The organism is Paraburkholderia bannensis NBRC 103871 (assembly GCF_000685015.1).
Classification (GTDB): domain Bacteria; phylum Pseudomonadota; class Gammaproteobacteria; order Burkholderiales; family Burkholderiaceae; genus Paraburkholderia; species Paraburkholderia bannensis.
Window position 1 is genome coordinate 19145 of sequence record NZ_BAYA01000042.1, and the last position, 19336, is coordinate 38480.

At 59.1% G+C, this 19336-nt stretch carries 19 protein-coding genes; 13 read left to right on the forward strand and 6 right to left on the reverse strand.

Annotation, left to right across the window (positions count from 1 at the left end; genetic code table 11):
- The first annotated feature begins 97 nt into the window (after positions 1-97).
- From BBA01S_RS48690 to BBA01S_RS35400, 5 genes are all read left to right on the forward strand, one after another.
- Complete coding sequence (locus tag BBA01S_RS48690) at positions 98-412, forward strand: helix-turn-helix transcriptional regulator (protein WP_407668365.1); 315 nt, start codon at positions 98-100, stop codon at positions 410-412.
- 236 nt (positions 413-648) lie between these two features.
- On the forward strand, positions 649-1470 hold the full coding sequence (locus BBA01S_RS35390) for an alpha/beta fold hydrolase (protein WP_027820562.1): 822 nt from the start codon (positions 649-651) through the stop codon (positions 1468-1470).
- A gap of 195 nt (positions 1471-1665) precedes the next feature.
- Positions 1666-1998: a DUF3331 domain-containing protein gene (locus BBA01S_RS48695; RefSeq protein WP_407668366.1), complete on the forward strand. Its 333-nt coding sequence runs from the start codon at positions 1666-1668 to the stop codon at positions 1996-1998.
- 155 nt (positions 1999-2153) lie between these two features.
- Positions 2154-3077 (forward strand): MBL fold metallo-hydrolase, encoded by a 924-nt coding sequence (locus BBA01S_RS35395; RefSeq protein WP_027820563.1) that lies wholly within the window; start codon positions 2154-2156, stop codon positions 3075-3077.
- A gap of 52 nt (positions 3078-3129) precedes the next feature.
- Entirely contained in the window at positions 3130-3681 is a 552-nt protein-coding gene (locus BBA01S_RS35400) for a carbonic anhydrase (RefSeq protein ID WP_027820564.1), read from the forward strand.
- A gap of 710 nt (positions 3682-4391) precedes the next feature.
- On the opposite strand, the gene guaB is transcribed toward BBA01S_RS35400, so the two are convergent.
- The 4 genes from guaB to BBA01S_RS35420 all read right to left on the reverse strand — a co-directional run bounded on the left by guaB (position 4392) and on the right by BBA01S_RS35420 (position 10975).
- Positions 4392-5849, reverse strand: a complete 1458-nt coding sequence (guaB, locus tag BBA01S_RS35405; protein ID WP_027820565.1) for an IMP dehydrogenase — start codon at positions 5847-5849, stop codon at positions 4392-4394.
- 213 nt (positions 5850-6062) lie between these two features.
- Entirely contained in the window at positions 6063-9167 is a 3105-nt protein-coding gene (locus BBA01S_RS35410; RefSeq protein ID WP_027820566.1) for an efflux RND transporter permease subunit, read from the reverse strand.
- Positions 9164-10279 (reverse strand): efflux RND transporter periplasmic adaptor subunit, encoded by a 1116-nt coding sequence (locus BBA01S_RS35415; protein WP_027820567.1) that lies wholly within the window; start codon positions 10277-10279, stop codon positions 9164-9166. Before BBA01S_RS35415 ends, BBA01S_RS35410 begins: the two co-directional genes overlap by 4 nt.
- A 78-nt stretch (positions 10280-10357) precedes the next feature.
- A complete protein-coding gene (locus tag BBA01S_RS35420) occupies positions 10358-10975 on the reverse strand; it encodes a TetR/AcrR family transcriptional regulator (RefSeq protein WP_027820568.1) in 618 nt (205 codons plus the stop codon).
- 87 nt (positions 10976-11062) lie between these two features.
- On the opposite strand from BBA01S_RS35420, the gene BBA01S_RS35425 reads away from it, so the two are divergent.
- Positions 11063-12565 (forward strand): efflux transporter outer membrane subunit, encoded by a 1503-nt coding sequence (locus BBA01S_RS35425; RefSeq protein ID WP_027820569.1) that lies wholly within the window; start codon positions 11063-11065, stop codon positions 12563-12565.
- A 163-nt stretch (positions 12566-12728) separates the two neighbouring features.
- A complete protein-coding gene (locus BBA01S_RS47245; RefSeq protein WP_156966191.1) occupies positions 12729-13061 on the forward strand; it encodes a hypothetical protein in 333 nt (110 codons plus the stop codon).
- A gap of 124 nt (positions 13062-13185) precedes the next feature.
- Here the strand turns inward: BBA01S_RS47245 and BBA01S_RS44215 are convergent, their stop codons facing one another.
- On the reverse strand, positions 13186-13872 hold the full coding sequence (locus tag BBA01S_RS44215) for a TetR/AcrR family transcriptional regulator (protein WP_052392034.1): 687 nt from the start codon (positions 13870-13872) through the stop codon (positions 13186-13188).
- Between the two features lie 304 nt (positions 13873-14176).
- On the opposite strand from BBA01S_RS44215, the gene BBA01S_RS35440 reads away from it, so the two are divergent.
- From BBA01S_RS35440 to BBA01S_RS47250, 3 genes are all read left to right on the forward strand, one after another.
- Entirely contained in the window at positions 14177-14917 is a 741-nt protein-coding gene (locus BBA01S_RS35440; protein ID WP_027820571.1) for an SDR family NAD(P)-dependent oxidoreductase, read from the forward strand.
- Positions 14918-14950: 33 nt separating this feature from the next.
- Positions 14951-15766: an oxidoreductase gene (locus BBA01S_RS35445; protein ID WP_042298423.1), complete on the forward strand. Its 816-nt coding sequence runs from the start codon at positions 14951-14953 to the stop codon at positions 15764-15766.
- Positions 15767-15912: 146 nt separating this feature from the next.
- Positions 15913-16167 carry a hypothetical protein gene (locus BBA01S_RS47250; RefSeq protein ID WP_156966192.1) on the forward strand — a complete coding sequence of 85 codons (255 nt, stop codon included), beginning with the start codon at positions 15913-15915 and terminating at the stop codon, positions 16165-16167.
- Positions 16168-16433: 266 nt separating this feature from the next.
- Here BBA01S_RS47250 and BBA01S_RS47255 read toward each other — a convergent pair whose 3' ends face one another.
- Positions 16434-16757, reverse strand: coding sequence for a hypothetical protein (locus BBA01S_RS47255; RefSeq protein WP_156966193.1), 324 nt, complete (start codon positions 16755-16757; stop codon positions 16434-16436).
- A gap of 199 nt (positions 16758-16956) precedes the next feature.
- On the opposite strand from BBA01S_RS47255, the gene BBA01S_RS35450 reads away from it, so the two are divergent.
- The 3 genes from BBA01S_RS35450 to nthB are packed head-to-tail and all read left to right on the forward strand — an operon-like array spanning position 16957 to position 19296.
- Complete coding sequence (locus BBA01S_RS35450; RefSeq protein ID WP_052392035.1) at positions 16957-17970, forward strand: CobW family GTP-binding protein; 1014 nt, start codon at positions 16957-16959, stop codon at positions 17968-17970.
- A 42-nt stretch (positions 17971-18012) separates the two neighbouring features.
- Complete coding sequence (locus BBA01S_RS35455) at positions 18013-18516, forward strand: DUF1097 domain-containing protein (RefSeq protein ID WP_027820574.1); 504 nt, start codon at positions 18013-18015, stop codon at positions 18514-18516.
- Positions 18517-18552: 36 nt separating this feature from the next.
- Positions 18553-19296, forward strand: a complete 744-nt coding sequence (nthB, locus tag BBA01S_RS35460) for a nitrile hydratase subunit beta (RefSeq protein WP_027820575.1) — start codon at positions 18553-18555, stop codon at positions 19294-19296.
- Positions 19297-19336: the final 40 nt, after the last annotated feature.

The following is a 19336-nucleotide window of genomic DNA, read 5'->3' on the forward strand; positions in this document are numbered from 1 at the left end:
TTACATTGCCCTCGCTTTCTGCGAGCATGTGGTCATGCGGTATGGCAACGCCAATACGCCCAATCGCGCTCGCCGAGCCGGACTCGCTCCATGGCAGATGCGACGCGTCAACGAGTTCTTCGAAGCTCATCTGCACGGCAATCCGTCCATTCTCGACCTCGCGGGCCAGTGCGGTCTTTCCTCAAGCTATTTTTCCGAGGCATTCAAACAGACCACCGGGCTCACGCCCCATCAGTGGTTGCTCAAGCAGAGAATCGAACGGGCTAAAACCCAATTACGTGAGACCGACGCGAGCCTTGCAACTATCGCGTCCAACTGTGGATTTTTCGATCAGAGCCATTTCTCGCGCGTGTTTTCGCGGCTGGAAGGGTGCGGGCCGAAAGATTGGCGTTTGCACAATCGTCGGCGCTAGCTTCACGCAAGCGTTGCCGTCGACGCTTCGAAACCTGATGCCTGCATCCTTGCAGCGAACGCCCATGATTTTTCCATCGTGCCGTTGCTTTGTCCAAGATCGCAATGGCTTCATGCGTTACGCTGGGAATCAAGAGTGCCAGTCCGGCAAACGAATCCCAAACGCCGTTCCAGTTTGATCGCCGCATGGCCCTTTCCGAAAAATTTCATCGAGAACCAATCAATCAGGAATCCATAATGAGCTACTTCAAGTCGACGGATGGTACTGAAATTTTCTACAAAGACTGGGGTACTGGAACGCCTGTCGTTTTTTCCCACGGATGGCCGCTCTGCGCCGACGCCTGGGATGCACAGATGCTGTTTCTAGGAACCCGGGGCTATCGCGTCATTGCGCATGATCGTCGCGGACACGGCCGCTCTGGCCAGCCGTGGGACGGCAACAACATGGATCAGTACGCCGACGACCTCGCAGCGCTTTTGAATCATCTCGATGTACAAGGGGCCGTACTGGTTGGACACTCAACCGGCGGTGGCGAGGTCGCCCATTACATTGGCCGACACGGAACCGGGCGCGTCGCAAAGGCGGTACTGATCGGCGCCGTCCCGCCGATCATGCTGAAAACCGCAGAGAATCCCGGTGGCTTGCCGCTGGAGGTATTCGATGGACTTCGCACAGGCGTGGTCAACAACCGCTCGCAGCTCTACAAGGATCTGGCGACTCCCTTCTACAACTTCAACCGGGCAAGCGCGGAAGTCTCGCAGGGTACGATCGACGCTTTCCAGGCTCAAGGGCTGATGGGTTCGATCAAAGGACAATTCGATTGCATCCGTGAATTCTCCGAGGTCGACTATACCGAAGATCTGAAAAAAATCGACGTGCCCCTGCTGATTCTGCATGGCGACGACGATCAGATCGTCCCCATCGACGCATCGGCGCGGCGTTCCGTCGAGATCGCACCGAATGCAAGGCTCAAGGTCTACCCCGGCGGCTCGCACGGCATGGCCACGATAAACGCGAATGCAATCAACCTGGATCTGCTCGATTTCCTGCAAAGCTGACAATGTGCCTGCAATTAGCCTGTATGCCGCTCCATGCAGGCGATCGGAAAAGGCGCACGCTCAGCAACGCTGTTTCCCCCGCTACGCTCCTTACCAAATGGCGGTAATCAAACTATGGAAAGCACTCCCCGTATCGAAGGCGTCACAAAGGCTGTCGATTGGCATCGCTGGGGCAGGATTCTCGACTCTCTACGAATGTCTCCACCTGTACCTCCCTTCCTACGAGGGGACGAGCGTTTCGCCAGTGACAACTTAAACCCCGAGATCGTCCACATAGTGATTCTTGACCGCCCGTCACCCGATACCGTGCTCGTCTCGTGGAGCAGTTCGATCGGGTGTCGATATGGGGAACAGACATGGCGGAAAGTCGTTGCCCGAAAAAGCGGAGTCTGCATACTGTCGGGCCACTTGATTGTACGGGGGGATCCGGTCTTTCGTCCAAAACGCACGCGAAACGCGATGTGCAGCAACTCGACGGCGATGATCAAGGCGTCATCTGTAGATCGGTCGCAGGACCGGGTCGGGTAGACATCAGTCAGGTTCGTCGCAGAATCAAATGTCCCACTGCAAAACCGGCTCCGCCATCGGGGCGCAGATGCTGTTGCTCCGGAGAACCGCATTCCGCTCAGGTATTCCTGAAGTGTGAATCAGAAACAGTCGTGGCAAGACAAAGGAGACGTCGCGTGGATCAACCACTCGAACACGCCATCGCGAACATTGTTCAGACCCGCGCTGGTCAATATCCGACTCCGATTATCCGTGCATTTTTTGATGAGGCCACGTTTAGCGCAAGCTATGTCGTTCATGATCCTGTCTCACTTGCGGCGGCGGTCATCGATCCTGTGCTCGACTTCGACGCGCCGACCTGCCGATATTCGTCGACGTCTGCCCAGGCCATCGTTGCGTATATTGAATCCGAGGGCCTCTCGACTGAATGGTTACTTGAGACCCATGCGCATGCAGACCACCTGACCGCCGCGCCTGTTCTGCAGGCGTACGTCGGCGGTAGGCTTGCAGTCGGGCGCGCCATAATGACGGTCCAGACAATTTTTGGTGAGCTGTTCAATGCCGGACCGGAGTTCCCGCGAGACGGCTCGCAGTTCGATCATCTGTTCGATGACGGGGAGGAATTCAAAATCGGCGCGATCGAGTGCAGGGTGCTAAACGCCCCTGGCCATACGCCAGCCGGTGTCGCCTATGTCATCGGCGACTCAGTGTTCTGCGGCAACACGATCTTCATGCCGGACTACGGGACTGCAAGGACCGACTTGCCCGGCGGAGACGCGCGGCAGCTTTACCGCTCCATACGGCGACTACTGCGCCTTCCCGACGAAGCAAGATTGTTCCTGAGCCACGACTACAAGGCCGCCGGGCGCGACACCTACGCCTGGGAAACAACCATCGGGGCCGAACGCACCGCGAACGTACATATTCGTGACGGTATAACGGAGAGCGCGTTTATAGCGGCGCGCACTGCGCGAGACCAGACACTGGCCTTACCGAAGCTGATTCTTCATGCGATGCAGGTGAACATGCGGGCCGGTGCCTTTCCACCGGCGGACGACAACGGCAAGTGCTACCTCAGAATCCCGCTGAACACGCTCTGATGCAGTCGCCTGATGCTCAAAAGCGTCATATTTCATTTGCGAGGAGAACGTCATGGACTACATCGATACGCTGATGCGTCGTAATGTCGAGTTTGCCGAAAATGGATTCGATCCGCGCCTTCGGATGATGCCGACAAGCAAAGCGTTAATCATTGGATGCGTGGACCCGCGCGTCGATCCCATGGATCTGTTCAAGCTCGCTTCCGGCGAGGCAGGAATCTTCCGTAACGTCGGCGGCCGCGTGAATCCTGCTGTCTTTGAAACGCTAGGTATTCTGCGCACAGTAGCGATTGCTGCAGGTGGAGACATCGGACCCGAGTGGAACCTCATCGTTTTGCACCATACCGACTGCGGCATCAAGCGGTGCTACTGTCATGAACCGCGCCTCCTGGCAAAACATATGGGAGTGACGCTAGCTGAACTCGACACCCTGGAATTCAACGACCCGTATAAAGCAGTCGCGCTCGACGTGGCGGCCCTGCGTGCGAACGCCGATATCGTCGGAGGTTATACGGTCTCGGGCCTGGTCTATGACGTTGAGACGGGCAACGTCGAGATGGTCGTTCCGCCTTCTAAAACACTTTCCAACGTGCTCTCAAGTTGATACAGAGTCGGCCCGTATCGGCTATCCGGGCTCACTCATGTACGTCTGCACATTCAGTTCCGGCGTGAGGCAAGTTCTCGCCACGCAGGCGCTCGTCAGTCGCTGTGAAGCGCGAGAGTTGCGCGCTGACGTCCCTGAGGAATCCACTCGAACAAGAAGGATCAGTGTCCCGGATTGCCCACGATAAGACAACCGCATTTACCCAAGCAGCTACCGTGGTCACCGCTGTCGCCTGGCCTTGGGCCTCACCGCCCGTCCCCAGCGTTTGGGCAATCAACCTCACATAGCGCTGGGGGCCGTCGCGGAAGGCTTCGTGCGTGCCGGCAGCTTATCGCCGTACGTCGCTTACGAGTGCCGCGTAGGTGCAGGCGCATTCGGGGTGGTCCCGGTGAGCATCAGACGGACGATTGGGATGCCTAGGACCCGAATGCCGGCTGTACGACTGGAGCCTTTGGCGCGCGCCTTTCATCAGGGAGCACTGTCTGCCCGACCGATGTTCGTATTTAGACACGCGGTCCTTGTACCTCGAACCCACAGCGACATACGCAACGTACGCCGGTCTTCGGATCGCCACCTTTCAACCGTGTCGCAGTCGGCCCGATAGGTTAGTGCTCGCTTAGATTGGGGAAGTCTTTGTAGAGAATACGAAGATGGCGGTCGACAAGGTCCACAAAGGCAACGGCCGCCTCTGGCTTCGGATATCGTTTCCGTTATCCCATCCGATAGTTCGGAGCCTCCTTGGTGATCTGAACATCATGTACATGAGACTCACGAAGTCCCGCGCCGGTTATGCTGACAAACTCAGCGTGCTTCTGGAATTCCGGGACATTTGCGCAGCCGCAGTAGCCCATGCTAGCCCGTAGGCCGCCCGCCATCTGGAACAGGATCGGCGCCACCGGACCTTTGTATGCAACGCGTGCCTCGATACCCTCAGGTACAAGCTTGTCGAGATTTGCAGAGTTATCCTGGAAGTACCGGTCTGCCGAGCCCTCCTTCATCGCACCGATAGAACCCATCCCGCGATACGCCTTGAATTGACGGCCTTCGTAAAGAAATACATCACCCGGGGACTCTTCTGTCCCCGCAATGAGGCTACCCATCATTACACTGTCCGCGCCTGCCGCCAATGCCTTGCTGGCATCGCCGGAATATCTGACTCCACCGTCGGAAATCACGGGAACGCCCGAGCCACGAATTGCGTCTGCCACCCACGACACAGCGGACACCTGGGGGACACCAACGCCTGCAACGACACGCGTAGTACAGATCGAGCCCGGCCCGATTCCCACCTTGACCGCATCGGCACCAGCATCCACCAGAGCCTTTGCAGCCGCAGCGGTAGCGATATTGCCAGCCACAACATCGACGTGTGCGTATTGACTCTTGACCCAGCGCAGCCTGTCAATAACACCTTTGGAATGACCGTGTGCCGTGTCGATAACTATCAGATCAACACCCGCCTCTACAAGGAGATCCACCCGGTCGATATCGGCGTCAGACACGCCAACCGCCGCACCCACACGGAGCCTTCCCTCAGAATCCTTCGTCGCGAGGGGGAAATCTCGCGTCAGCGAAAGATCCTTTGCTGTTACGAGGCCTCTCAGCTCAAATTCGCTCGAGACAACGAGGACGCGCTCAATCCGGTGCCAGCGCATCAGCTCAAACGCCACGCTGCTCTTCTCGTGCTCCTCCATTGTTACCAATGCCTCGCGGGGTGTCATGATCGCGCGCACCAGTTGCTCAGGCGCCGCGAATCGCAGGTCTCGATTCGTGACAATGCCTACCAGCTTGCCTTCATCCACAACCGGAAAGCCCGAGATGCCTAGCTGGTCTACCAAGGCCCTGATTTCTCCGACTGCACTCCCGGGCGCTACTGTTACGGGATCACGCACCACCCCGGCCTCATAGCGCTTCACCTTCCGGACCTCGTCGGCCTGATCACGTGCAGACAGATTCTTGTGAACGATTCCAAGACCGCCGAGTTGCGCCATGGCAATTGCAAGTCTGCTCTCGGTCACGGTATCCATCGCTGCCGACAGAAATGGCAGGTTGATATGGATTCTTCGAGAAAGCTTCGTGGAGATATCGACATCCTTCGGAACCACGTCCGAGTATCGAGGCACGAGCAGGACATCGTCGAAAGTAAATGCTTGCTGAAAGGTTTTCACGATACTCCCAATTCTTGGCGTGATATCTGGCAGACACGACTACCAGAAAGAGATGCGGTGCAAAACTGTCGGACCGCAAACGCAGCGGCGCACACGATGATCGGGCTGAGAGGCTTATCCAGATCGGCCCGGTCGCGCCCTCCCTCTTCGAAAACCCGCTCGCGGAATAGCCAGAATCGGCGCAACCACAAGCGGGAAATCTGGGGAGGCTGCTTACGGCTGGACGACCGCGCTAGCACTGTCCTCGTGAGCGGCCTGACCTTCACTGCCGTCCGGCCTGATCTTGAACCAGATGGAATACATCGCTGGCAGGAAAGCGAGCGTCAGGATCGTTCCCGCAAAGGTTCCCCCAATCAACGTGTAGGCCAGCGTGCCCCAGAACACCGAATGTGTCAGCGGGATGAAGGCCAGCATTGCAGCGACCGCAGTCAGGATAACTGGCCGGGATCGCTGGATCGTGGCTTCCACCACTGCGTGGAACGGCGTCATGCCTTCCCGCGCGTTTTGCTCGATCTGACCGATCAGGATCAGCGTATTGCGCATCAGGATGCCGGAGAGCGCAATGAGTCCCACGAGAGCGTTGATCCCGAACGGCTGGTTGAACAGCAGCAGTGTCGGCACTACGCCGATCAACCCCAGCGGGCTGGTCGCAAACACCATCATCGTGGCGGCGATCGACCGCGTCTGGAAGATGATGATCAGCAACGTGAGCGCAATCATGATCGGAAACAGTGGCACGAGAGCCTGATTCGCCTTGCCTGCCTCCTCAATTGCCCCGGCTTCCTCTATCCGGTACCCATCCGGCAACTGAGCGATGACCGGCTGCAGTTTTGCCAGCATTGCCGTCGATACATCAGGCGGCTGAAGGCCCTCGGCGATATCGCCCCGTACGGTAATGGTCGGCGTGCGGTCGCGCCGACGAAGAATCGGATCCTCCATCCGGACATCGACCTTGCCTACCTGCGACAGCGGCACGCGCTGACCCGCCGCGCCGACCAGGGTAAATCCGTTAATCCTTTCCGGATCGAGACGGATATCGCCAGCCGACCTCGCAACGACTTCGACAGATCGAATGTCCTCGCGCACGTTCGTGACAGGAATGCCGGTCAGCAGGAACTGCAACTGTTGCGCAACCGCACTGGACGTCAGACCGACAGCCCCGAGCCGGTCCTGATCCAGCGTGAAGTGCAGGGTGGGAACCACGGGGCCCCAGTCCGTATTGACCGTTCTCATCATCGGGCTGGCACTCATGACGCCCTCGACCTGCGCGGCAATGGCGCGAAGCTTTTGCGGATCCGGGCCCATGACGCGGAACGCAACCGGATACGGCGAATAAGGACCGAACACGAGCTGGGTGACGCGAACCTGCGCTCCAGGCACCAGACCTTGCGCGATGACCGCGCGCAGACGGAACTTGAGGGTTTCCCGCTGCTTCTCATCGTTCGTGTTTATCACGATCTTCGCGAAGGACGGATCCGGGAGTTCCGGAGACATCGCCAGATAGAAACGCGGTGCACCTTGCCCAATGTACGACGTCACGATCTTCGCTTCGGGCTGTTTCGCGAGCCATGCCTCGACTTTTTCCGTTGCCGCCGAAGTCTGTTCGATGGATGAGCCATACGGCATCTGCACCTCAACGAGAACTTCCGGGCGATCCGAGGTCGGGAAGAACTGCTTCTTCACCACACCCATTCCCATCACCGCAATCACGAACGACACGACGACAGCCCCTGCGACCATCCACTTGCGCTGGACTACACGTACCAGGAACTTCCGGAAGCGCTGGTAATTGGGGGTGTTATAGATCGCCGCATGCCCGCCCTCGATTTTGGGAATGTCGGGCAGCAGCTTGACACCCAGATACGGAGTGAAGACAACCGCAACGATCCATGATGTGATCAGCGCGATACCAACGATCCAGAACATGTTGCTGGTATATTCCCCCGCCGTCGAGCGCGCAAAGCCATTCGGCATGAACCCGACTGCCGTTACCAGCGTGCCTGAAAGCATCGGGGCGGCCGTGTGGCTCCAGGCATAGGCCGATGCCTGAACACGGCTATACCCCTCCTCCATTTTCACGACCATCATCTCGATGGCGATAATGGCATCGTCGACAAGCAGCCCGAGCGCGAGGATCAGCGAGCCGAGTGTAATGCGGTCAAAATTCTTGCCTGTTGCCGCCATGACGACGAAGACGCCCGCGAGTGTCAGCGGCACGGCTGCCGACACCACGATGCCGACGCGCCACCCCATGCTGGCGAAGCTCACGACCATCACCACGAGCAGTGCGACAAAGAACTTGACCATGAACTCGTCGATGGCCGAGTGGATATTAACGGCCTGGTCGGTCACCTTGGTAAGACGCATCCCCAAAGGCAACCCGGCATTGATCGAAGTCACTTCCTTGTCAAGTGCCTGTCCGAGGTTCAGGCCGTTCCACCCGTCGCGCATGACAACGCCAAGAAGCAACGCCGGTTCGCCGTCGTTGCGAATCTGGAAGGTGGCCGGATCTTCGTAACCACGCTCGACGGTGGCCACATCCGAGAGCTTGAGCGTGCGGCCCTGAACGACGATGGGCGTGTCGCGAATTCTCTGCAACTTGTCGAACGCCCCCTCGACGCGAATAAACACCTGCGCGCCCGCCGTATCGATTGACCCGGCCGGTGTCAGAACATTCTGTCCGTTAAGCGCCGCAAAGATGTCCTGCGGCGTTACGCCAAGTGTCGCGAGCCGGTCGTGCGAGAACGAGATATAAATCCGTTCGGCCTGCTCGCCGACAATGTTCACCTTCTTGACGCCCGGCACGTGAAGCAGCCGCTGACGCAGATCCTCCGCATCGCGCACGAGCAGGCGCTCGGGTTGCCCCTTTGCCTTCAGCGCGAACAGCGCAAACGTTACGTCGGAGTACTCATCATTGACAAGCGGACCGATTACGCCATGGGGCAGATTCGCCGCCTCATCGGAGAGCTTCTTGCGGGCCTGATAGAACTGCTCGGGCACCTCGGCGGGCGGCGTACTGTCCAGTAAAGTCACGGTCGTGAACGCCAGCCCCGGACGGGTGTAGGTTTCAGTGCGGTCGTACCAGCGCAGCTCCTGCATGCGCTTTTCAAGCGGTTCGGCGACCTGATCCTGCATTTCCTGCGCCGTGGCACCGGGCCAGGCGGTGATGACCGTCATCGACTTGACGGTAAAGGGCGGGTCTTCCGCCCGTCCGAGTTTTAAGAACGCGACGATCCCGGCAACAGAAATCAGGATGATCAGAAACAGGGTGACCGAGCGCTCGCGCACCGCAAGTGCCGAGAGATTAAAGCCGCTCATCGAGTCTCTCCTTCCCGCGCGACCGAAGCCGTCGACATACTGTCGTCGGCGAGGCGCACCTTTTCGCCAACGTGAAGCAACTGGGCCCCAAGCGCCACTACTCGCTCCCCTTCGTGAAGATCGCCGGTGACAGTTGCCGTCTCGTTGCCCAATGCCGCGATGTGAACCTTGCGCCAGGACGCATGCGCTGGCGATCCCTCGATCGTCCAGACACCCGTGCCGGTTCCCGGATCAAACAATGCGCCCGCAGGTACCTCAAGTGCGCCCTGCCGCTGTCCCCCTGGCAGGTTGACAGTCACGGTGGCACCAAGCGGCGCATCGGACAGTGCGCCCGTGAGGACGTACCTGGCCTCGTAAGTGCGCGTCAGACGATCGGCGGAGTCCGAGAGCTGCCGCAACGTGGCAGGGACACTCTTCTTGTCCGCGCCGTAGAGTGTCGCCTGCACAACCGAACCGGGAGCGGGGCGAAGTGTTTCGGGCAGATGTACGATGGCTTCGCGCGGGCCGGCGTGCGCAAGACGCACGACAATCTGCCCCTGGGAGACGACCTGGCCCGGTTCGGCCAGTGTCTCCACGACCACGCCGTCCGCATCCGCCACGAGAACGGCATACCCCGAGGCGTTGTTCGCCAGATCAGCCTGCGCCTTTGCGGCAACGAGCTGTGCCCTGGCTGAATCGGCAGCCGCCTTGAGCTGCTCATACGTCGATGCTGACACCGCACCCGCAGCCACGAGATCGCGATACCTGGCTTCGTCGTCTGCGGTCTGGCTAGCGCGAGCCTGCGCCGCATTAACCAGTTCCTGCTGCGAGTGTGCCTGCAGCCCCAGATCGATCGGGTCAATGCGCATCAACGGCTGGCCACGCTTGACTGTTTGCCCCGCGTCTACCAGACGCTCGATGACCTTTCCCTGAACCCGGAAGCCAAGATCGCTCTGGACGCGGGCGCCAACCACACCCGTGAACGAGCGGCTCGCCCCCGGTGCATTTTGGACAACGCTTGTGCGTACGAGCGGAGCCTCGGTACGCGGATCGGAAACATGCCGGTCACCGCATGCCGCGAGGGCAAGCGACGCCAGGCTCACTGAGAAAACAAAGTAACGATGCCGGAACATGAGGTCGCTCCTTGCGACGGATAGGAGACCTCATTCTGATACCGGTGACCAAATCAGTCAATAGTCACAATTGAAAATTTATGGTGCCAGGCTTCTGAGCACCAGGCCCGCGAGCTGGAGCGCCGCTTCCTCCGCTCCATCGAGGTTGTATTGCAGCAGCAAGGGATTGAAGTAAGGCTTCATCACCAGGAGGATCGCATTCACCGCCTCATCCAGCGGCGTCTTGCGCTCAAATTCGCCCGTTTCCCGTCCGAGAAGCACAATTTCGGACAAAAGTTGCCGGATCCGCTCCTCGTAGCCCCTTGCTGAGGGCCATGGCGAGGCGGCAGCAACAGCGGCGATATCGTAAAGCTTGCGATCCTGGAAGAAGAGCTGACTGCCTGAGGCGAGTAACGCCTTGAACATCCGACGAAATTTCTCGGTTGCGCTGTGGGCGTCTTCGACGGCGGCGTTCACTGTCGTGATGATGGCAGCAAGGCGGTTAGAGCAGATTACCTCGCCTATGGCCTGCTTCGAGTCAAAAAACTTATAGATATACGCTTTCGAAAAACCAATTTCCTTAGCGAGGTCGGAAACCGTAGTCTTCTCGTATCCGTAACGACTGAAATATTCAGTCGCTGCTTCGACGATCTGGGCGCGAACCTCGTGTTCCGAGGGGCCGCGGGACGGGGGGCGGGGGGTGATGGGCGTGTTCATGTCTCAAGCTTAGCCTCTCAGAGAGTCATTGACAACCAGTGACCATATTGTATATTGGTCACTGACCTACCACTTTCCGAGATCATCATGCATTCGTTTCGTCCCCTTCTTCTCCTGATTAGCGCCGCTGCCCTTTCTGCCTGCGCCGTGGGTCCCGACTACCACCGGCCGGATGCACCGCTCGCGCAGAGCTATATGACGCAGCCGCCGGCCGCAAAGGCCGCAACTGCTACCCCAGCAGATCTGTCAGCCTGGTGGGAGGGTTTCAATGATCCACTGCTGACCCGCTACGTTTCCCTGGCGCTTGCCCAGAACCTGGACCTCGCCCAGGCCGTCGCTCGGATCGACCAGGCCCGGGCACGCCTGGGTGGCGCTGATGCAGCACTGCTCCCTTCGGCCACGGTCTCGGGCTCAGCGTCCCGGGCCTACCAGTCGGTCGATACGCCAGTCGGTCAACTGCTCAACGCGCAGCCCGGCTATAACCGTTGGGGCAGCGAGTACGAAGTCAACCTGGAAGCAAGCTGGGAGATCGACATTTTCGGCGGCCTGCGCAGGCAGCGTGAAGCGGCGCTCGCGAACTATTCAGCCACTCAGGCAGCGGCTGTCGCCACCCGGCTTGCTGTCGCAGCTCAGACCGCAGACATCTACGTTACGATACGTGGCCTGCAGACCCGCCTGGATATCGCAAACCGGCAGGTAAAAACACAGGAAGAACTGCTCGCTGATGTGAAGCTCCTTTACTCGAAGGGCGCAGCTGCTGACTATCAGGTTCAGCAAGCACAAGGATCGCTCGACCAGGTTAAGGCAACGGTCCCCGTCCTGAATGCGGGACTGGACGCGGCGCTGAACTCACTTGACGTCATGCTCGGCTCCCCTCCGGGTACCCACCGGACAGAGCTCACAGCCGCAGGTCCAATCCCCGCGGCCCCTTCCATCTCGGAAATGGGCACACCCGCAGACCTGCTGCAACGGCGACCGGATCTGATTGCCGCGGAACGTCACCTCGCGGCGTCCAATGCCCGCATTGGCGCGGCAATCAGCGAGTACTATCCTACGGTCTCGCTGAGCGCATTCCTGGGCAGTGCAACCGCCGCGGCCACCGGCACGCTGTTCACGGGCGGTGCCAGCCAGATGGCAGGTCTCGTCGGGTTACGCTGGCGCCTGTTCGACTTTGGGCGCATCAACGCGGACGTCAAGGAAGCAAAGGGTGCGGATGCGGAAGCCCTTGCAGCCTATCGCCAGGCCGTCCTTCGCGCGACTGAGGATGTTGAAAACTCGCTCTCGTCGCTGGTGAACCGCGGGGCGCAGGCCGACACACTTTCGCACGCAGAATCCTCACTATCGAAAGCGCGAGATTCCTCGATGGCCGCTTACCGGGGGGGCGCCGCAAGCTTCATCGATGTACTGCACGCCGACGAAACCCTTCTGCAGGCCTCTGACGCGAGGGCACAGGCGCAAACGGAAACGGCTCGCGCGGCTATCGCGACGTTCAAGGCACTCGGCGGTGGATGGAATCCGGATTCACTTCAACCACAGCAATCGCAATCTGCACGCTCCGTCGGGAAGAATGCGGTCCCGGGCGGCGCGTAATCTCCGCATGCCAGACGCTGGTCGCATCGCCAGACGGATACCCGCAGCCGTGCTGCGCGCCCCCGCATTTCCACTGTCAGAGGCCTGCAAGGCGGCGTCGATTGCCCGAAACCGCTCCGGAAAGAGTGGCAACCATGACGCCGGCCAAACGAGGGCCGAAGGCTTGACGAATGTCTTTTATGGCCATTCGCCCGGGTTGTGGGTTCCCGGGCTGATCGCACTTTTCGCGAACAGGAAGCTGCAAGCGCTTGCCTTGCATCTCCTTCAAGGCTCGCGGCATTATGCCTGGCTGATCGGTTTTCTGCGCAACCTGCTTCAGCGTGACCTCACCAAGGCGCAGACAGTGGACTACTATGATTTTCCCGGGCCCGTGATCGACAGGAAAGTCAGACAACAACCTGGTGCAGCCGTCGCCTTCACGCAGATAACGTACCACCTGCCCGACGAGGTCGCCGCCAACCCGCGCCGCATTGCTGAATTCCGGCGCTACGGGTGAGCATCGTGCAGCACATCGATTCACAGGGGACGACCGGCTTGCTTTGTGCGATCGATACCGGGCATTGGCTTCAGATCGATGCCCAAGCGAAGCCACCCGGCTCCTGCTCGACGTGCACTGAACTTCATTTGCGCCGGCTCGAGGCGGCCCTCGCACCGCGTTTCGCCCGTAAGACCGGCCGCTCGGACACCGAGGATCCCGCACGTGCATCCGTAGCGCGCGAAGAGTCGTTGTCGCCGGCATGCTCGCGCTCTTCGGTGAATCGCACGAGCTCAATGCCCACATCGTTAAGAATTTCGTCGGAATATGCCAGATCGACATCCTTTATCGCCCGCGACAGGGCAACCGCCCCGACCATCGCGGCAAGCATCGTCACAGCCGTGGCCCTATCCTGCGCTTCATCTTCGGTCTCGAGCAGCTTCGCAATCAATTGTACGTAGCGCTTTACGCCGTCGTGAAACGCTTCGCGCGTGGCGACAGACTGTCGCCAGACCTCACTCACGAGTGCCGCGTTGGGACAACCGAACTGGGGGTGATCGCGGTGAGCAGCAGACAGATAGCGCTGAAAAAACTCCGTCGCCGAAAGTCCGGCAAATGCTTCCAGCGTGTCCTGGAAAGCGCGGTTTGTCGCAGCAGTTGCCAGCGCCTCCTTAGACCCGTAGTGGCTGTAAAGCGCGCCATGTGTCAGACCCGCCGCCGCCGCGACCGCGCCAACGCTCGTCTGGTCAAACCCTCGCTCCCGCACCAGGGCGGCCGCGGCTTTCTCGATTGCTTCACGGTTTTCAGTCGCCTGTGCCTTCGTGACCTTCATGCTGTCCTCCAGAAAACCCAGGCACGACGACCGACGACGGCCCGGCTGGATTTATTGATTGCGAACGTAATTTTACGGCCTCGCACCGGCGGGTCAAGCGCTCCGGCATGCCGAGCGCTACCGGTCGCATAGAAAAACGACGGTTCCGGTTGAGACTTCCTGCCTGCGATGGTTGCGGCGCATTCGAAATACCTTCCTGGAAATCGCTTGACTTTATTCATTGCATTCGTAATCATTGTATTCATTGTATTCGCAATGATAAATTGTTGCTACCGCCCGACCTCTTACCCTCCTGGAGTTAAACATGATCATCGAAGGTTCCGTCGTACTGCTGACCGGCGCGAACGGCGGTATTGGCCGTGCTTTTGTCAAAACATTGCTCGATCGTGGCGCGGCAAAGATCTATCTGGGCGTGCGAAACCCGGCGTCCGTGCAGGACCTGATTGCCAGCTCGGACCGTCTTGTCGCCGTAGAACTGGATCTTGCCCGTCCTGAGCAGATTGCGGCCACCGCGAAAACCGCTACCGATATCACTCTGCTGATCAACAACGCAGGCACAGCCGCCTTTACCGGTGTACTGTCTGCCAGCGACACCACCGGCGCACGCACAGAGATGGAAGTCAACTACTTCGGCGTTCTCGCCCTCTCGCAGGCTTTGCGCGACACCCCGGCATTTCGCGCGGGCGGAGCCGTCGTCAACATTCTCTCGGTTCTCTCACATATCACGTTGCCCGTCGCTGGAACGTACTCGGCGTCGAAAGCGGCGGCATTGCATCTCACCCGGACCTTGCGGGCCGAACTGAAGTCGCGAGGCGTTCAGGTTCTTGCCGTCTTGCCAGCACAAACGGACACAGCTATGGGCGCAGCTTTGCCGGAACCGAAACTGACGCCCGAGCAAGTCGCCGCTGGAACACTGGACGCCCTCGCTGAAGAACTGGATGAAGTATTTCCCGGCGAACTCTCGCAAACCACGGCAAAGGCGTTCAGGAATGATCCGGACGGCATCCAGGCTCACATGGCGCAACTCGTTCACACCATTTCCTGACACACGTTATTCCATATAGCAGGAATACTTCTCATGACCAGAAAAGTCGTTTTGATTACCGGCGCGTCGTCCGGCATCGGAGACGCAACCGCACGAACGCTGTCAGATGCGGGATATCGTGTTTTCGGTGGCGTGCGCAGACTGGATACCGTAGCTGGGGCGCCTGGCGTCGAGTACGTTCAGATGGATGTGCAGAACGAGACGTCAGTGACCTCGGCGGTGAACTTCGTACTGGAGAAAGCCGGGCGCATCGATATCCTTATCAACAATGCTGGTGTCTCCCTGGTTGGTCCAGTAGAGGCAACCAGTGACGCCGAAGCCAAAGCATTGTTCGACGTCAATGTCTTCGGTGTCCTGCGTGTAGTGCGCGCCGTCCTGCCCTCGATGCGACAGAATCGCACCGGACTCGTGGTGAACATCAGTTCGGTTCTGGGTTTCCTGCCAGCCCCTTTCATGGGGATCTATGCAAGCAGCAAGCACGCGCTCGAAGGACTGTCCGAATCGCTGGACCATGAGGTTCGAGCGTTGGGCGTCCGTGTCGTGCTCGTGGAGCCGAGCTTTACGCGAACGAAGCTGGACACGAACGCAACGCGAACGCTGGCCGTCATCCAGGACTATGCCGCCGCATTGGCGAGCAGCGTCAACGCGGTTCAGCAACAAGTGAATACTGCCCCCCCTCCGGGCGTAGTCGCGAAGAAGGTCCTTTCAATCATCGGGGGCGCACGGCAGCTCAGGCAGCCAGCGGACGGACGCGCGAAGCTTCTCAGCTTTTTACGTCGCTTTGCGCCGTTCGCCCAGGTCGACAAGAGCCTCCGGCGCGCGTTTGGACTTCAGGGCACGACAACCTGACCAGACGATGGTTTAGAAATTTTGCGCGTCTTTATGTGCATATGCACTTTAATGACGGGTGCTTGAGAAGCGTTTACATGTATGCCCGATTTCGATACCGGGACGTCCGCTTCGTATGGCCCGCCTGATTAAATCGGATGAAACTCATGAATATGCTTCAAAAAATCCTCGTTGCAACAGTCATTGCAATTCCGGGTGTGGCTTTGGCACAAAGCGATGCATCGGCAATCCACTTCGATACGTCGGCTAATCCGTCTTCCTGGTCCATCGGGAAAACAGACTACACCGTGTTGAGGCAGCCAACCGAAGCTAGCGCAAAATATGAGAAGCAGCGGCCAGAACAGCGCAGTGACGTTGTTTTGAGCACCTATTCCCCGCCAATTTATGTTGTAAAACAGTAATCACCGCCTCTTGCGGACTATCGATTTAACCCGTTGACGCAACACTCCAGAATCCGCGTGAGTGGCGGCGAGGACTATAGCCGCCTGACTCACCCTCTCGCCTGCACTTGCGAGAGTCTCGTACCCAACCTTTGCCCGGCGAACTCCTCGCCAGCATGCCTGTCTTGACTTCCCTCTGCCAGACCCCGGTGGGGGCGACTACCGCTGCAAATCAGCAGCGACAGTTGCCCTCTGTTAAAAGCAGTGGACATAAGTGGGCGCTAAGATCACGAGACCCGTACATCCCTTCTCGCCGCGCTCACGATGGCTATCCCGCTCCTCACCCGGCGGGCTCCGGTGAATGAAGCTATCGTCCTTGGAAGATCAGCATCATGGAAATGGTATTGATCCGCTTTAACTTCGGCGATCGCGCCTTTCACCTGCGTGCGCAGGATGCAGCAGTTTGGATGGAGTGCCGCAGCCATCTGCACGCGTAGCAGTTCCCTGCATAGCCAAAGGCCTTTCCAGAACCAACCGCCTTCAAAGCGACGCACCGCTTTGGGGTGGAAATGTGCGCCCACGGCACCATCCATGTGTGAACAGCGGCTCATATGGTGCACTCCCTTGTGCAATTTCTGGATGCGATCCGCACCGGGCAACGCAGATCGACGTCTCTTTTGGTTAGTTCGGGCCATTCGTGACACGCTACCCGACGCCGCAAGACAGCATTGGGTCCACGCGCGCCAGGCCTTGACTCTTGGCCCGCTCCTCGCTGTTCTCAGGGACGTTCGCTCATCCAGAGGCCATTAAATGTCCGCGCAGACCCCGCATCTCATTCGCAAGCTCCCTGTCACTGTGATCTCCGGCTTTCTCGGCGCCGGCAAAACAACGCTGGTCAATCATCTGTTGCACTCGTATGTGGGTCGTATTGGAATAGTTGTCAACGAGTTCGGCGAAGTGGGTATCGACGGCGAACTAATTGAGGCCGAGGAGCAAGCGCTTGTCGAAATTAACAATGGGTGTGTGTGCTGTACCGTTCGCGCTGATCTGGTCTCAAGCCTGAAAACTCTGCTCGCTTGTCAAAACGAGCTGGGAGCCACGCCCATCGACAGACTGATTGTCGAGACATCTGGCCTTGCGGACCCGGCGCCCGTGCTCCAGACATTCCTGGCGGATCCAGACCTGCGCGAGGCTTTGGATCTCGAGTCCGTCGCGACGGTCGTCGACGCCTGTAACTTGCCGCGCCAGCTAGGCGACGAAATTGCGCGCGAGCAGATTGCGTTCGCGGACGTCGTCATCGTCAACAAAATCGATCTCGTCGACAGCAAGGAGCGCGATCAGATCGAGCGGTCCATACGAACGCTGAACCCCATTGCCACGCTCATGTCCTCCAGTCACGGCCGGATTGCCGCCGACTCATTACTTGGCGTACGCCGTTTTGCACTACCCACCGTACTTGAGCTCGAGCCAGACCTGCTCGATGCAGACGCCCCGCACGATCACGAGCACGACACATCGATTCGTACGTGCTCCGTGACCGACACGCGGCCACTCGATGCCGCGCGCTTCACGCGTTGGGTCAATCAGCTGGTGCAGCGTGAAGGCGCTCAACTCATGCGTATGAAGGGCATCCTCAACTTTGATGGCGAACCGCGCCGCTTTAATTTCCATAGCGTGCATATGTTGCTCGAAGGCGGCCCCGGTGCAGCGTGGCGCGTCGGCGAGGAGCGCACAAGCCGCCTCGTGTTCATTGGCCGAGATCTCGACGAAAAACGTCTGAGCGCAGCGTTCGCAGACTGCGTCGCCAACTGCGTGTCCGCTTAACCCGCACCTCCCGCAGTCCACTTCCTACAACTGGAGTCCGTCATGAAGAAGATCGAAGCGCTTACCGTGAGCATTGGATTGCTCGCGTTCGTCGACACGTTTGTCACCGCCACAGCGCTACCCGTGCCTGTGTGGGTGACGTTTATTGCATGGGCATCGTTCTTCGTGGTCGGCGGCGGCCCGCACGGTTTCCTGCAAAGTCTCACATCAAACCTCGTCGGCGCCTGCATCGCCTCGCTGTCGCTGCTCGCAATTGCTAGTACCGACGGCACGCCTTTCGCGGCTGCGCTCGCAGTCGGTGTCGGCAGCGCCGCGATGGTTCAGGCCTCGAAGCTCAAACTGCTGAACATCCTGCCGGCTGTCGTCTGGGGTTTCGCTTCGACGGTAGGCACGACGATCGCGACCGGCCATCCAATCACAACACCTGGTCTGCACAACCCCTTGCTGGTGGCTGCCGTGGCACTCGCGACCGGTGCGGTGTTTGGCATTGTCTCCGAGGCGTTTGCAGCGCTACTTACGCGCAAGTCTCAACCGAGCTTCCAGTAACCGTCTGACGTCCCCTATTCAATAGGAAAATCAACGATGAAACTTCAGCACCACCTCGGCGGCATCGCAAATCTCGGCCCCGTCAATCTTGATACCCGCGTATTCGTGCAGGACTGGGAACGCCGGATTTTTGGTATCCACACCGTCATGATGGCAACCAGCACCCATCTTGTTGATTCATTGCCCCACTACCCGGTCGACAAACTGCCCACCGCCTTCCGCGATACATGGACTTGGGCTTCGCTTCGCACAGGTGCCGAAGCCATGCAGCCGTTCGAATACTTCAAGTACCGCTACTACGAGAAGTGGCTCATGGGCATTTCGCAGTTCTATATCGATCGCGGCTACATCACCGCCGGGGAGCTTGCGCAACGCACAGCCGAATACCAAGCCCATCCGGATGCCCCGCTTCCCGACCAGCCGAACGCAGCGATCGACTCGCAAGTCGACGCCTACCTGACACAGGGTGATTCGGGAATGAATCCGCGCAAGTCGGAGCCCCGTTTCGTAGCCGGTGCTACGGTGCGTGTCGCCGACCCGGATGCGGTGGACCATACGCGCCTGCCGGGCTACCTGCGCAATAAGCCTGGTGTCATCGATCACGTCTATCCAGGAGCGTTCTCGTACTTCGTGTCGACCGGCGTTGATGGGATCGGCGCCCCGATGCCCGTCTACCGGGTCGCCTTCGATATAGCGGATATCTGGGGCACCGAAAAGAGCGAACCGAATACAACGCTATACGCGGACCTTTTCGAAGCGTACCTCGTCGACAGCCACTGACCGCGACGAAGCAAATGGCGCCGGATTTCGCGCGCCGACA

Coding starts and splice junctions, on each gene's coding strand:
- BBA01S_RS35400 (WP_027820564.1), top strand. CDS start 3,130: ATGGACTACATCGATACGCTGATGCGTCGTAATGTCGAGTTTGCCGAA.
- BBA01S_RS35415 (WP_027820567.1), bottom strand. CDS start 10,279: ATGTTCCGGCATCGTTACTTTGTTTTCTCAGTGAGCCTGGCGTCGCTT.
- BBA01S_RS35390 (WP_027820562.1), top strand. CDS start 649: ATGAGCTACTTCAAGTCGACGGATGGTACTGAAATTTTCTACAAAGAC.
- BBA01S_RS47250 (WP_156966192.1), top strand. CDS start 15,913: ATGAATATGCTTCAAAAAATCCTCGTTGCAACAGTCATTGCAATTCCG.
- BBA01S_RS35450 (WP_052392035.1), top strand. CDS start 16,957: ATGTCCGCGCAGACCCCGCATCTCATTCGCAAGCTCCCTGTCACTGTG.
- BBA01S_RS35420 (WP_027820568.1), bottom strand. CDS start 10,975: ATGAACACGCCCATCACCCCCCGCCCCCCGTCCCGCGGCCCCTCGGAA.
- BBA01S_RS35445 (WP_042298423.1), top strand. CDS start 14,951: ATGACCAGAAAAGTCGTTTTGATTACCGGCGCGTCGTCCGGCATCGGA.
- BBA01S_RS47255 (WP_156966193.1), bottom strand. CDS start 16,757: ATGAGCCGCTGTTCACACATGGATGGTGCCGTGGGCGCACATTTCCAC.
- BBA01S_RS35455 (WP_027820574.1), top strand. CDS start 18,013: ATGAAGAAGATCGAAGCGCTTACCGTGAGCATTGGATTGCTCGCGTTC.
- BBA01S_RS44215 (WP_052392034.1), bottom strand. CDS start 13,872: ATGAAGGTCACGAAGGCACAGGCGACTGAAAACCGTGAAGCAATCGAG.
- BBA01S_RS35425 (WP_027820569.1), top strand. CDS start 11,063: ATGCATTCGTTTCGTCCCCTTCTTCTCCTGATTAGCGCCGCTGCCCTT.
- BBA01S_RS35440 (WP_027820571.1), top strand. CDS start 14,177: ATGATCATCGAAGGTTCCGTCGTACTGCTGACCGGCGCGAACGGCGGT.
- nthB (WP_027820575.1), top strand. CDS start 18,553: ATGAAACTTCAGCACCACCTCGGCGGCATCGCAAATCTCGGCCCCGTC.
- BBA01S_RS35410 (WP_027820566.1), bottom strand. CDS start 9,167: ATGAGCGGCTTTAATCTCTCGGCACTTGCGGTGCGCGAGCGCTCGGTC.
- BBA01S_RS48690 (WP_407668365.1), top strand. CDS start 98: ATGCGACGCGTCAACGAGTTCTTCGAAGCTCATCTGCACGGCAATCCG.
- BBA01S_RS48695 (WP_407668366.1), top strand. CDS start 1,666: ATGTCTCCACCTGTACCTCCCTTCCTACGAGGGGACGAGCGTTTCGCC.